13 protein-coding genes are annotated in these 12,604 nt (G+C 67.7%); 7 read left to right on the top strand and 6 right to left on the bottom strand.

Annotated features, from left to right (window positions below; translation table 11 throughout):
• Positions 1 to 56: 56 nt before the first annotated feature.
• A complete protein-coding gene (locus AB0E69_RS39375) occupies positions 57 to 479 on the top strand; it encodes a DUF1801 domain-containing protein (protein WP_360158927.1) in 423 nt (140 codons plus the stop codon).
• On the opposite strand, the gene AB0E69_RS39380 is transcribed toward AB0E69_RS39375, so the two are convergent.
• The 4 genes from AB0E69_RS39380 to AB0E69_RS39395 all read right to left on the bottom strand — a co-directional run bounded on the left by AB0E69_RS39380 (position 472) and on the right by AB0E69_RS39395 (position 7,557).
• Positions 472 to 1,254 carry an arginase family protein gene (locus tag AB0E69_RS39380; RefSeq protein WP_360158930.1) on the bottom strand — a complete coding sequence of 261 codons (783 nt, stop codon included), beginning with the start codon at positions 1,252 to 1,254 and terminating at the stop codon, positions 472 to 474. The genes AB0E69_RS39375 and AB0E69_RS39380 overlap by 8 nt on opposite strands.
• 149 nt (positions 1,255 to 1,403) lie before the next feature.
• Positions 1,404 to 2,894 (bottom strand): FAD-dependent monooxygenase, encoded by a 1,491-nt coding sequence (locus AB0E69_RS39385; RefSeq protein ID WP_360158933.1) that lies wholly within the window; start codon positions 2,892 to 2,894, stop codon positions 1,404 to 1,406.
• A gap of 87 nt (positions 2,895 to 2,981) precedes the next feature.
• Positions 2,982 to 7,022: a hypothetical protein gene (locus tag AB0E69_RS39390; protein WP_360158936.1), complete on the bottom strand. Its 4,041-nt coding sequence runs from the start codon at positions 7,020 to 7,022 to the stop codon at positions 2,982 to 2,984.
• A 40-nt stretch (positions 7,023 to 7,062) separates the two neighbouring features.
• Entirely contained in the window at positions 7,063 to 7,557 is a 495-nt protein-coding gene (locus AB0E69_RS39395; protein ID WP_360158940.1) for a hypothetical protein, read from the bottom strand.
• A gap of 240 nt (positions 7,558 to 7,797) precedes the next feature.
• Between AB0E69_RS39395 and AB0E69_RS39400 the strand changes: the two genes are divergently transcribed.
• The 6 genes from AB0E69_RS39400 (at position 7,798) to AB0E69_RS39425 (ending at position 11,521) form a co-directional block, all read left to right on the top strand.
• Complete coding sequence (locus AB0E69_RS39400) at positions 7,798 to 8,418, top strand: VOC family protein (RefSeq protein ID WP_360158943.1); 621 nt, start codon at positions 7,798 to 7,800, stop codon at positions 8,416 to 8,418.
• Positions 8,419 to 8,464: 46 nt separating this feature from the next.
• On the top strand, positions 8,465 to 8,791 hold the full coding sequence (locus AB0E69_RS39405) for a metalloregulator ArsR/SmtB family transcription factor (RefSeq protein WP_360158946.1): 327 nt from the start codon (positions 8,465 to 8,467) through the stop codon (positions 8,789 to 8,791).
• The gene (locus AB0E69_RS39410) at positions 8,788 to 9,315 is read left to right on the top strand and encodes an SRPBCC domain-containing protein (RefSeq protein WP_360158949.1); all 528 of its coding nucleotides are present in this window, start codon (positions 8,788 to 8,790) and stop codon (positions 9,313 to 9,315) included. The genes AB0E69_RS39405 and AB0E69_RS39410 overlap by 4 nt, the downstream gene beginning before the upstream one ends.
• 40 nt (positions 9,316 to 9,355) lie before the next feature.
• A complete protein-coding gene (locus tag AB0E69_RS39415; protein ID WP_360158952.1) occupies positions 9,356 to 9,940 on the top strand; it encodes an AAA family ATPase in 585 nt (194 codons plus the stop codon).
• 28 nt (positions 9,941 to 9,968) lie between these two features.
• Entirely contained in the window at positions 9,969 to 10,856 is an 888-nt protein-coding gene (locus tag AB0E69_RS39420; RefSeq protein ID WP_360158955.1) for an aminoglycoside phosphotransferase family protein, read from the top strand.
• A gap of 107 nt (positions 10,857 to 10,963) precedes the next feature.
• Positions 10,964 to 11,521, top strand: coding sequence for a dihydrofolate reductase family protein (locus AB0E69_RS39425; RefSeq protein ID WP_360158958.1), 558 nt, complete (start codon positions 10,964 to 10,966; stop codon positions 11,519 to 11,521).
• A 110-nt stretch (positions 11,522 to 11,631) separates the two neighbouring features.
• Here the strand turns inward: AB0E69_RS39425 and AB0E69_RS39430 are convergent, their stop codons facing one another.
• Positions 11,632 to 12,159 (bottom strand): GNAT family N-acetyltransferase, encoded by a 528-nt coding sequence (locus AB0E69_RS39430; RefSeq protein ID WP_360158961.1) that lies wholly within the window; start codon positions 12,157 to 12,159, stop codon positions 11,632 to 11,634.
• Positions 12,152 to 12,583: a hypothetical protein gene (locus AB0E69_RS39435; RefSeq protein ID WP_360158964.1), complete on the bottom strand. Its 432-nt coding sequence runs from the start codon at positions 12,581 to 12,583 to the stop codon at positions 12,152 to 12,154. The genes AB0E69_RS39430 and AB0E69_RS39435 overlap by 8 nt, the downstream gene beginning before the upstream one ends.
• Positions 12,584 to 12,604: the final 21 nt, after the last annotated feature.

Consider the following 12,604-nt stretch of genomic DNA (forward strand, 5'->3'; position numbering starts at 1 on the left):
GGTCCGTTCCTAGCATCTGAGGTGTTGGCAACGGACCCGATGATCAGGAGCTGGACATGACCACCACCAAGTCGTACGACGGATTCACCGGGGCCGAGCGCGGCGCGATGAAGGCCCGCGCCAAGGAGCTCAAGGGCGGCGGCAAGGAGGACCCGGAGGTGGCGCAGCTCCAGAAGATCGCCGCGATGGCCGACGAGGACCGGGCGATGGCGACCCGGCTGCACGAGCTGATCAAGGCCGAGGTCCCGGAGCTCACGCCGAAGCTCTGGTACGGCATGCCCGGCTGGGTGAAGGACGGCAAGGTCGTCTGCTTCTTCCAGGACGCCGCCAAGTTCAAGGCGCGCTACGCCACTATCGGATTCAACGACTCCGCCGCCCTGGACGAAGGCGACCTGTGGCCGGTCGCCTACGCCCTGAAGGAGTGGACCCCAGCGGTCGAGCAGCGACTCGTCGCGCTGGTGCGGAAAGCCGTCAGCTAAGCGCTCTGCCCAGGTTGTGGATGATCGCGGTCTCATTGGCGTTGTCGGTGCTCGGGGCGTGCTCGGTGATCCCGGCACCAACGACGTTGCCGAGACCTGCCACGAACTCGATCAACCTCTGGGCCGGGACGCCACCGGGCTCGGGATAGCCGACCGATCCGAACTCGGCAGGGTCGAGGACGTCCAGGTCGATATGCACGTACGTCGGACCGTCGAGCCCGTCAGCCGCCCGCTCGAGGTCGTCGACGCCGTACCCGCGGACACCGGTCGTGCGGATGAACTCGCGTTCGACGTCCGCGGCGACCCGCAGCCCGGCGTGAACGAGCTGCTCCGGATTCAGTGGATGATGCGGAGTCAGCAACGCCGGACCGTCGCCGAGCAGCGTCCGCACCACCATCCCGTGGAACGCACCCGATCGCAGGTCATTCGGCCCGTAGCAGTCGGCGTGCGCGTCGATCCACAGCACGCGTAGCTCATCGCCGTACCTCTGCCGGGCGGCTTCGATCGGGGCGACCTCCACGCCACAGTCACCACCAACGGTGATCACGAAGTCGTCGATTCCGGCGAGCAGCTCGCCGGTCAGCCGGACGTTCTCCACCAGAGCGCCGTACGCCCGGATCCCGTCGGTGATCTCCAAGGCACCCTCGACCACCGGCACCGTCACCACAGTGCCGAGCTGAAGCGCCTCGGCACTCCGCGTCGCTCCCACAACCAACTGCCGCGCACTCTTCGCGGCCGAACCTTGCCATTGCGGCACACACAGAACAGTCGTCACAACCAGACCTTTCGCACCAGAATGAACCTCGCCGTCAGCTCACAACGGCAACAGATCAGTCCATCCAGCCCGGTTCTGCCGCAACAACTGCCGCGTCCCCCGCACACGCACCCCAACCTCCACCAGTTCGCGAAGGTCCGGCACCCGACTCATACCACTACCCTACGACCCCGCCACCAGGTGCTGGCGGCGTGCTCGAAGTCGCGCTCGCCGGCCCACGCGACGACGCCGTCGGGGCGGACCAGTACGGCGTCGTACCCGAGGTCGTTGGTCGCGGGAAGACCGACGTACCGGATGCTGTTCTCCCACGGTGTTGCCTGGTCGCGGAGGGTTCCGGTGAAGTCGAGGAGGACGCCGCGGCCGTCCGTCATCAGGTCGCCGAGGCGGCGGCCGTCGGTGAGCTCGAAGTCCGGCGCGTTGCGGCCGACCAGCGGATCCTCACTGCCGAGGTCGTACCGGAGCCCGTAGCCCGACAGCTTCTCGAACACGTACGTCGTCCCGTCGCGCGTCTGCAGCAGGTCGCAGACCAGGCCCTGGAGCGCACTCGCCTGCGGGCCCGGCTGCATCACCGACACCTGCGCCCGCGTCCAGTCGAGCACCCACGCGCCGGCCGGATGACGCTCACTGGTGTAGGTGTCGAGCAAGCCGTCCGGCGCGTCGCCACGGATCGTCGCGGCGAGCTTCCAACCGAGGTTCATCGCGTCGCCGAGACCGGTGTTGAGCCCCTGCCCGCCGAGCGGCGAGTGGATGTGCGCGGCATCGCCCGCGACCAGGACGCGGCCGTTGCGGTACGTCGTCGCCTGCATCGCGCGATCGGTGAAACTCGAGGCGAGCCGGACACTCTCGAGACTTACATCGGTGCCGGACACGCGTCGCAGTACCGACTGCAGGTGCTCGAGCGTCGGCGGCTGGGTGCGGTCGTACGCACCGCCGTCGAAGTCCATCATGCCGACGTACCCGGGCATGTGGCGCATCCGGATGTACATGCCGGTCGGGGTCACGTTGAACCAGGGCTGCAGCTTCTCCGGGTCGGCGACCACGGCGTCCATGACATAGCCGGTCAGCAGCGGCTCGGTGCCGACGAAGTCGAACCCGGCGAGCCCGCGCACCACGCTCCGGCCGCCGTCACACCCGACCGCCCAGCGCCCGGCGTACTCCTCCTCGCCGGCCCGCACGATGACCGACTCGTCGTCCTGCGGCAGCCCGGTGACCGCAGCGCCGTACCGGATCTCGACGCCAAGCTTGACCGCCCGCGCCGCCAACACCTCCTCCAGGGCCGCGAGCGAGGTCATCTCGCCGTCCTGCGCCGGCCCCGGGATCCGGTATGGCAACGCGTCGAGGTCGAGCTTCTCCGGGTCGAGCATGATCCCGGCAAAGTGCCCAACCCGCCGCGGTCGTTCCGCCGCCGGCTCCGGGCGCGAGTCGTTCGCCGCCTGCAGGTCGGCCAGCATCGACCGCCGGTAGAACGCCTGCACGGACGTCGCCGACAGCCCGCGCATACCCAACGGCATCGCTTTCAGCGGCGACGGCTCGGCGTCCCGCTCGAGCACGACCACCGAACAGCCGGCCAGACCCAACTCGGTCGCCAGGAACAGCCCGACGGGCCCGGCTCCGACCACCACCACGTCGTACAGCTTCATATGTGGCTCCTTCATTGTTGTCCAAGGCACCTGAACAACATGTCAAAGGCCGCGCACACAGCGCTGGTATGCCGCTGGGACCTCATCTCAGCCGCTGTTACGAACCACCCACTCAACCGGCTCCGCCTCACCACCGGGCCTGCGGCGTGAGGCCTGCGCGGACACCAGCTCGATGGTGTCACCCGTCAGCAGGTACGACGCGCTCGCGCTGATCCAGCGCACCTTGTCGCGCTGCCGGTTGTAGCTGCGATCGTTGAGCTGCTTGTTGAGCAACACAGTCCAGAAGAGCGTGTACCCCTTGCCGGCAAGCCTGCCGACCAGCTCACGCCGCATCAGCAGCGTCGACGCGTCGGCACTGCCCGCGGTCGGATCGACAACGGCCAACCCGCCGTCATCGGTCCAGCGGAAGTCGACGCCATGGTTGAGCTCGAGGGCGTCGTACAGCAGGCGGCTCGGCACGTACCCGGTCGGCTCCTCCCCACCAGCGCTCCCCCGCGACGTACCGGTCCCGCCGTACCAGGCGATCGGCTGGAAGAGCTGCGGGTCGTCGCGACGACGGGGGCGCCCGGGCTCCGCGGTCCCGTCCGCCAGGCCCCAGTCGGGTGCGGATGGATGCGCGGCGAGCAGGCGGGAGTGGACATCGACGTTCTCCGGCATCCAGCGACCGTCCGAGTCCTGGCCGGCTGCGAAGTCGCGGACGGCGGCTGCAGTCTCCGCAGGGACGAGGTAACCGCGGACCTGGATCCAGATGTTGAGAATCGGCGCTTGGAGTGCGGCGATCTCGGGCGGAAGGTCCTGCGTCGCGCTGGAGTGCCGCACCAGCGTGAGCCACTCAGGGTCGTGCGCGATGAGGTCAAGCGGGTCAGGGACACCAGACAGGTCCCTCGGATACTCGGTCGTCACCTCGCTGGGAAAGCTGGCCCGGACCGGCTGGTACCAGGCCTGTGGTGCCGGGGCGAGAACCGTCGGGTCCAGGTCGCGCCACACGACCTGCTCCGGAAACTCGTACGGTGACAGCCCGTCTACTTGGTACGTGTCCGCGAGCCGACCGAGCACCTCGTAAAAGCCGATCCACTGGTACTTCTTCCCGTACCGCTCGACCGGACCGTCGTGGCCGCCGCGCCGGTCCGCATCCAGACGACCGAACCGCTCGGCCGTCCAGCCGAGCTCGACGACCCGACTGAACACGGCCCGCTCGACCAGGTCCCGATCGACCGCACCAAAGCGCTCGAGCGCCGGCCCCATCTCGTACTGGCCGAAGTCTCCGTATTCTCGCTGCAGCGACCTCCAGATCGTCCGGTACGCCGAACCGGCCGTCCGTTGCGCGATAGCCTCGGCGGACATCGCCTCGACCGGCCAGGTCGCGCCGTACGGAGGCGAACCGTCCGGCCCGTCCCAGCCGTGGCCGCGCGCAGCCTGCAGCGTCCGGCGAAGGTAGTCACGCGTCAACAGGTGCTCGGGCCACCCGTCGGCAACCAGGTCACTCGCGGCCTCCGCCATCGCGACGACCGTCGTCGGGTCGGACGCACGCAGCGCGACCGCGCACACCGCGGCGGCCAGGCGCTCGACGACGTACGGATCGTCGCAGCCGCGGAACGACCGGACCGCGGCCGCGAACCCGGTCGGCGCCCGCTCGCCCGCGCCGGCCAGCGCCTTCGTGGCGCGATCCCGGACCCTTCGGTCCGACGCGGCCAGCATCCAGCCGAGCACGAGACTCGCGAGCCGGACCGTGTCGTCGGTGAACGCACGGTCCGGATGGCCCGCCCAGTCGAGCAGGACGATCACCGCACTGTCAGCTCCCCGGCTGGTCCCGCCAACGAGCCACTCCGACCAGGTCGCGTCCCGCTCCGGCAGCGGTCGGGCGGTGAGCAGGCTGTGGAGCCAGTCCGCGTTGAGGCGATGGCCCGGTACGCAGGCCAGCCGGACGAGCTGCTCCCACGTCCGGTCCGTCCACTCATCGAGCTCGAGTAGCCGCTGCACGATGCGCACGGTTCGATCGGTCGTGTGCTGCGCGCCCCGCAGTACCAGGCTCTCCACGAACGCATCCAGGAGGTCGCGCGCGATCCGGCGGCCGTCCTTGAACAGGTCGACGATCTCGGCACCGAGCCGCTCCGGTGCGATCACCGCGAGCGCGCCGATGGTGCCTTGCTCTGCCCACCTGCGGTTGCCGAGTCCGGCGTACCAGGCCTTGAGTTCCTCGGCGGACTGCTCGGCAAGGAACATCGCCCGGGCAACATCGCCGAGCCGTTGGTAGCTGAACGCGAGTTGGTTGTCGAAGGTGTCCATCAGGACGCCTTCGCGCTTGAGCCCCAGCAGCAGGCTCTTCGACCAGGGCCGGCCCTGCAGCAGCGACTCGGTGATTCGACGTACCACTGCGCTGTTGTAGGGGCCGGGGCCGACGGTAGCCAGCTCACGGACGACGGTCTGCACGAGGTCGGTCGCCTCGTCGTAGTCGCAGCGGGTCGGGCCGGCGAGCCGCTTGTTGACTGCGGCCAGGAATGCGTCGCACACGGTCGTCAGGCTCGCTGATCCGAGGGTGAACCTGCCCACGCCGAGCGTCGACAGCGCTTCGCAGGCCAGCTTGAGGAAGAGCGGGTTGCCGTACTCCGGATTGAGCACCGGGAAGGTCAGGCGCTCGAGGTTGTACTCCGCCGTGTAGCGGTCGACCGCCGCGGCGGTCGCCTCCGCGAACCCGTGATGTGCGACCCGCGGGAACCCGTTGGCGTCGCCAACGACTGGGGCGACGAACTCGGTCCGGCAGGAAACGGCAAGCATCACGTGCGGATGCCTGTCGACGGCTTGTGCGAGGACCCGGAGGTCGTCCGACCACCGCTCCGCGTTTGTGCCCTCGTTGAGGGCGTCGATCATCAGCAGCGCGCGCCGGCCGGCCACTTCACCGGCCGCGTCGAGGACCGCGAGTACCTCGTCCAGCGTGCCGTCGAGCTGGACGAGGTCACCGATCTGGCGCAGCAGCGGGCGTCCGTCGAAGTCCTGGCCGAGAACGATCAGCGTCGGTGAGCCGTCGGCGATCCTTCGGGAGGCGACGTCGCAGAAGAGGTGCGTCTTGCCGGTGCCGGCACGACCGGTCAGCAGCAGCCGGCCGGACTGCGCGGCTTGCGTTTCAGGGGCCTTGAGCAACGAACGCGTCGTCCGAACGGCCTGCCGCGACCTGTTGAGGGTCCCGTACAACGCGCCGGCCCGGTCGAGGTACCGGCCGTCTCGGAGGTGCTGGTCGCGCAGCAACCGGGTGACAACCTCCACCTGCGCGTCGGCCGCCGTCAACTCCTCGGAGATCTCAGGCAGCGGCTCCCCCGACCGCAGCGCCTCCAGCAGACCCGCTACGGCGAGCTCGGCCGCCAGCAAACGCTCCCGGGTCTTCATGATGCCCTCGCGGAGCATCTCTTCGTCGTCGGGCGGGTACCAACCCTCGGACCGCAGCGCACGGAGTCCGGCGAGCGCGACCTGGACGTGCATCAGGTAGGCGTCGGTCCGGCCGAGGCCCTCCAGCGCCCGCACCGTCTCCACCTCGACATGCACTGCGGGGCTGTAGCGACGGCCCGCCTTGGCGACGACGTCCGCCAGCCGCTGCTTCATCGCGTCCGGGGACAGGGTCGACGCGTCGAACCAGTACCTGAGCCGGCCCGCCTGATGCGGCTTGGTCAGCTCGCTCAGCAGGTCGTGAGCACCGAGGTAGACGAACTCGACCGTCATCCCACGCGCGGTCGCCAGCGCCTCCCACTCGGCCTTCTTCTCGAGCCACCTGGTGTGCGCAGACTTCCTGGTCGCGGTGTCGCCGGCGGGCAGGTCGTACGGCAGCGTGACGTAGTACCGCTTGAGGTTCGGCTCGGTGTCGAGGGCGCGGAGCACCGACTTGGTGACCTGCCCGATCTCGCTCGCACCGAACCCGAAAACGTACTTCGCCTGCCACGCCCACACGTCACCGTTCGGCAGCACACCTTGCCCTTCGCGCCCGCCATCCGGGTTGCCGAACCGCTGAAACACGGTCCCTTCCGGCCAGTCGACCAGCCCGTCACGGATAAGGATCGAGGTCAGCTCCTCGAACCCGTCCGCCCGCCCACCAGGAACGCCGTACGGCCGAATCTCCCGAAACTCGACGACTGAAGGCACCCCCAACAAATACCAGGCCCCGGCGACAGTTTCACCGCTCCTAAGGCAGTGCGGATGCGGCCTGGCGGTACGCCGTGATCTGTGCGGGGGTCCAGACCCGGGTCGCATAGCCGATTTCGGTCATGAACTGGCGGCGATTCGCCGGAACTCGTGCGGTGAACTCCGCCGGATCCTCGACAAGCGCAGCGAACATCTTGTGACCGGCCGACGCGAAGAGGTCGACGAACTTGATCTGCCCGGTCAGGTCGAGCATCACGTTGGCGGGGTTGAGGTCAACGCCACCCCAGTACGGGATCACGTCGGCCCACACACGATCGAGCCGCTCAGCCTCGGCCCGTACGGCGGAGACGGGATCGCCTGACTCCCCGGCGTACCACCGCTTCAACACCGCCTCGACCTCAGCCACCTCCGCGGGCCGCAGAAACTCCATCACCGTCAATCGCCCGCCACCACTCAGCGGAGCATCAAACTCGATGGTCGGCAGCAACGCACTCCCGGCAAGACTCCGGCAGAGCCCGACAAATACCTCGTACACCAGCTCAAACGGACAAACCCGGGCAACCCGCAGCCCATCCGGCGACCGCCAAACCGTTGCCCAGTCCCCCACTCCACAAACATTCCACCCACTCGCAACAAGCCGCGTCGCAACCTCCCGATGCGAGCCCTCCGCCAACTCCCCAAACTCCTCCACCCGGCGCATCCTAGGCAGCTCCAGCCCTGCAGGTCACCAGCATTACCAACCGCAGCGTCAGCCGGACCGGTTAACTTGAGCGGCATGACTGCGCGAATCACAGCCAAGGCGTTCCATTCGGCGGAGGGTGTGGACGACTGGCGGGTCCTGTATCACCTGGTCTCGGCGTACTTCTGGACCAGCTCGCTCGGGAAAGGCATCGCACTCGTCGACGAGATCGGTCGGCTCGCCGGCGCTACCGAGCTGAAGATCGATCTGCGGCCGGCCGGTGTCACCGTGAGTCTGCTACGCCGCGATGTGGACCTGGCCCGCAAGATCTCAGCCGCCGCGCGAGCGCTCGACCTGCCAGCGGACCCGACCGCCGTCCAAGTCCTCAACGTCTCGATCGACGCGCTCGTCATCGAGGACGTTCTCCCGTTCTGGCGCGCGCTCCTCGGCTACGGTCAGCTCGACGACGACTACCTGTACGACCCGCAGGGCCGCGGCCCCGGCATCAGCTTCCAGCCCATGGACGCCCCGCGCCCGCAACGCAACCGCATCCACCTCGACGTCGCCGTACCCCACGACCAGGCCGAAGCCCGAATCGCCGCCGCCCTAGCCGCCGGCGGCCGCCTGGTCACCGACACCCACGCCCCGAAGTGGTGGGTCCTCGCTGACCCCGAGGGCAACGAGGCCTGCATCGCTACCTGGCTCGGCCGGGAGTAGCTTGTGTACCTTGACGGTTACGTAACCATCTGGGTACATTCGCTCCATGGAAGCCGCGCTGAAGGCGATCGCCGATCCGAGCCGACGGATCATGCTCGAGCGGTTGTCACGCGGCCCGCTCACCGCCGGCGAGCTCGCCGAGCTGCTGCCGATCGCGCGACCCGGCGTCTCGCGGCACCTCCGCGTACTGCGGGAGGCCGGGCTCGTCGACGTACGCACCGACGCCCAGCGCCGCGTCTACAGCCTGCGCCCCGAACCCCTGGCCGAGATCGACGAGTGGCTCGGCTCGTACCGAACCCTCTGGCAACAGCGGCTGGACGCCCTCCACACCGAGATAGCCCGCGGAAAACGCCAACGAAGGAGCTCCCGATGAACGACCGCATTTTGGGCAGCCTGCGCTCAGCCGGTGGTACTGGCGTCGTCCGCATCGAGGACAGCTACGCCACCACGATCGACGACCTCTGGGAAGCGATCACCGACCCGGCCCGCCTCACCCGCTGGTACGGCGAGATCTCCGGCGACCTGCAGGCCGGCGGGAAGTTCCGCGCGTACGTCGCGTCCAACGACATCGAGAGCGCCGGCCAGATCGAGGCCTGCGAACCCCCACACCGCCTGCGAGTCACCACCCGGGAGACCGACGAGTCGTACCGGCGCGGCCAGGGCGCAGCGCCGTACGACGGAATCATCGAGGCCACCCTGACCGCCGCCGAGGACCAGACCGTCCTCGTCCTCGAGATCCAGGGCATGCCCGTCGACAAGATCGCCTTCTACGGCGCCGGCTGGCAAATCCACGCCGAAAACCTGGCCACGTACCTCGCCGGCCTTGAACGCGCCGACACCGAAACACGCTGGAAAGAACTGGTCCCGGCGTACCAAGCCCTAGCGGCCAAGCTTTAATTATCCCTTACCTACAAGGCGTTTTCGCTAGACTCGCGCAGTGCCACGAACCTCCCTACCCTCGGTCATCTTCCTCAACGGCCCCTCCTCCGCCGGCAAAACAACCCTGGGCAGAGCCCTCCAAGACGCCCTCGACGTGCCCTATCTCCTGATGGGCCTGGACACCTGCTTCGCAACCGTCCCCGCCCAATGGGCCGGCGGCCCCAAGGGCGCCCACCGAGCGCAAGGCTTCGCATACGTCGACCACCCGCCCGAAAATGGCCACCCCGTCTGCGGAATCTCCTACGGCCCCATCGGCCTACGCATCCTCCAAGGCTTCCACCGCGCCGTCCGCGAATTCGTAGCAGCAGGCAACCCCGTCATCATCGACGAAATGATGCTAGGCCCCGAAATCCGAGACCACTGGACCAAAACCCTCACCAACGTAGACGTCCTCTGGATAGGCCTACACTGCGACCTCCCCGAACTAGAACACCGAGAAACCACCCGAAAGAACCCCCCAGGCCTATCCCGCTGGTCCCACACCCGAGTCCACCAAGGCATCCCCTACAACCTCGAACTGGACACAACCACCCACCCCACGAAAGCCCTCGCCCACCAAATCCTCACAGCCACACGCCTTTGACCGAGCCGGCTCTCACTAGGCTGGTGGTATGAGACTCGACATTCCTGACCAAGTTCGCAAGACGGTCATAGCCGACGGCAACGAATTCTGGCTGGATGAACTGCCGGACGTGGTCGACTCGCTGGCGCAGGAGTGGTCTCTGGTGGTCGGGGCCAGCTTCGCGGGCGGTCATGTCGCGCTGGTTGTCGAGGTGACGCGCGCTGACGGAACTCCGGCGGTCCTCAAGATCGGTGTGCCAGGTCGGGACGTCACGCAGGAGGCCACGGTGTTGCGCCTGGCGAACGGAGACGGCTGCGCCAAACTGCTAGGCGAAGACCGGGGCCAACAAGCCCTTCTGCTGGAGCGCCTCGGAGCTCCGATGTACGACCTCGTGGCCGACCCTGCGAGCCGCCACAACTTGCTGTGTGACGTGGCGGTTCGCCTGTGGCGTCCGATCGGTCCCGACATCGATCTTCCAACCGGCGCGACGTTGGCTGCGCAGTACGCCGATCGGCTGCCGAAACTGTGGGAGCAAGCGGGACGACCGTGCTCGCCGGCCACTGTCGCGGACGCGCTGAACTGCATGGATCGTCGTCGCGCCGCCCACGACGATCGGTCCGCGGTTCTTGTCCACGGTGATATCCACGAGCTGAACGCCCTGCAGGCGAGTGACGGCAGCTACAAGCTCATCGATCCAGCCGGCCTGCGGGCCGAACCGGCGTGCGATCTCGGCACCATCGTCCGTTGCAACCCGGACCTCGGCGACGACCTCCGGACGCGGACTGAACAGTTGGCTTCTCGCACAGGCGTCGACGCGACCGCCATCTGGGAATGGGGAACGATCCACCGCGTCATGAGCGGCGTCTACGCCTGCAGCATCGGCTTCCAGCCCTTCGGCAATCTCCTACTGACCGAAGCCGACCGCCTCACGGCGTAGCCACCGGATCGTGCACCAGTCTTCGCACCACGGTCATCGTCGGACTTCACCGAGTCGGTCCGGCGTACGACGGACGCGCCGCCGTACTGGCGTTAAACTCGCCGGCCATGGGACTTCTCACCTTCAGCCTCAACCTCACCCTGGACGGTTGCGTCGACCACCAGGAGGGGATCGCCGACGGTGAGACGCACGCCTACTTCACCCGTCTCATGGGCGAGAGCGGCGCCATGCTGTGGGGTCGCGTCACCTACGAGCTGATGGAGAGCTACTGGCCGGCCGTCGCCCGCGGCGACGAGGAAGCGCCGCCGGCCCTGCGCGAGTGGGCGACCAAGCTGGAGGCCAAACCGAAGTACGTCGTGTCCTCGACGCGCAAGGACTTCCCGTGGGCCAACACCCACCACATCGCCGGCGATCTACGCGAGGGCGTACAGAACCTCAAGGACGCAACCCCGGCAGGCGTCCTCCTCGGAAGCGGCAAGCTCGCCACCGAGCTCGACCGCCTGGACCTGATCGACGAGTACAAACTCCTCATCCACCCCCGGATCGCCGGCCACGGCCCGACGCTGTACCAGAGCGGCCTCCCCAGCACCCGCCAACTCGACCTACTCTCGGCCGAGCCGCTCCACAACGGCGTAGTAGCCATGCACTACCGCCGCGCACACTGAACCACAGAACTCCATCGCCACCAGCTCACCGGCAGCGCAGCGTCCTCCTCGCACCAGCCGCGCCGCATAACGATGCCCTGCTACCAGGGCTGGTGCGCCCACCGATGGGGTCAGGTCTGGTGTCTTCCCATCACTTGCACGCCTGGGCGGAGCATGCCTAGGTGGCGCCATCCGGACCTCAGGTAGAGGCGCACCGCCGGGTCGTTGCCGTCAGCACTTGTGCTGAGCAGGCACCGCCGGTCCACGCCTTCAAGGATCCTGTCGTGGAGGGCTTGCCCCAGGCCGCGCTGTCGGTGCGAAGGAAGAATGGCGAGTTCGACGATCTCGAAGTGGTTCCCGACCCACTCGTCGGCGAGCTCGCGCGGGAGCGCCTTGCAGACGAGGTCCGACCAGTACTGACCTCGTTGTCCGACGTAACCCCAGCTGAAGCCCACCACGCGGCCCTCGTCAGCCGCGATCGCAAGCCGGTATCCATCGCGGGCGGCGTGGCGTTCGAAGAGATCCGAACGCCAGGTATCGAAATCGGCGGAATCGCCGAAGACCGCGTCGTAGCACAGCCAGACTTGTTCAGCTAACGGGAGGGCATCAACGCCACCGAGCAGTCGGATTCCTTCGGCGTACACGCGCGGATCAGGCATCGCGACACACATCAACGATGAGCCGGCCCGGTCCGCGAAGGTAAGCGGCTTCAGTACCCCAATCGGTTTGGAGAGGGCCAGCGACCAACTCTGCTCCCGCGTCAACGGCGCGGGAGACAGCCGCAGCCACATCGTCGACGTAATGGTGAATGATCAGGCCGTCGAGCTTCCCCCAGGCGATCATGGCGTCTCGAGAGAGCATCACTCGGATGCCCCCGGCGTCAAGCTCGCCGAAGTCTGGATCCTCCGTCAGGACACGCCATCCGTATGCCTCGGACAGCAACTTAGTTGCCCCGGGAACGTCGTCTACCTGGAGGTCGATCGCCTGCACAGCCATATCCAAGCCCCTCCGTGCCGTCAGTTGCCAGAACGCTATCGAATCCACCGCCCGGTAAACACGCGCGACCCTCAACTCCCGGCTCACGAACCCCCAACCTGACCCAGC

This window comes from Kribbella sp. NPDC026611 (assembly GCF_040638345.1).
Lineage (GTDB): Bacteria > Actinomycetota > Actinomycetes > Propionibacteriales > Kribbellaceae > Kribbella.

Coding starts and splice junctions, on each gene's coding strand:
- AB0E69_RS39400 (WP_360158943.1), top strand. CDS start 7,798: ATGACTGCGCGAATCACAGCCAAGGCGTTCCATTCGGCGGAGGGTGTG.
- AB0E69_RS39410 (WP_360158949.1), top strand. CDS start 8,788: ATGAACGACCGCATTTTGGGCAGCCTGCGCTCAGCCGGTGGTACTGGC.
- AB0E69_RS39385 (WP_360158933.1), bottom strand. CDS start 2,894: ATGAAGCTGTACGACGTGGTGGTGGTCGGAGCCGGGCCCGTCGGGCTG.
- AB0E69_RS39420 (WP_360158955.1), top strand. CDS start 9,969: ATGAGACTCGACATTCCTGACCAAGTTCGCAAGACGGTCATAGCCGAC.
- AB0E69_RS39430 (WP_360158961.1), bottom strand. CDS start 12,159: ATGCCTGATCCGCGCGTGTACGCCGAAGGAATCCGACTGCTCGGTGGC.
- AB0E69_RS39375 (WP_360158927.1), top strand. CDS start 57: ATGACCACCACCAAGTCGTACGACGGATTCACCGGGGCCGAGCGCGGC.
- AB0E69_RS39425 (WP_360158958.1), top strand. CDS start 10,964: ATGGGACTTCTCACCTTCAGCCTCAACCTCACCCTGGACGGTTGCGTC.
- AB0E69_RS39405 (WP_360158946.1), top strand. CDS start 8,465: ATGGAAGCCGCGCTGAAGGCGATCGCCGATCCGAGCCGACGGATCATG.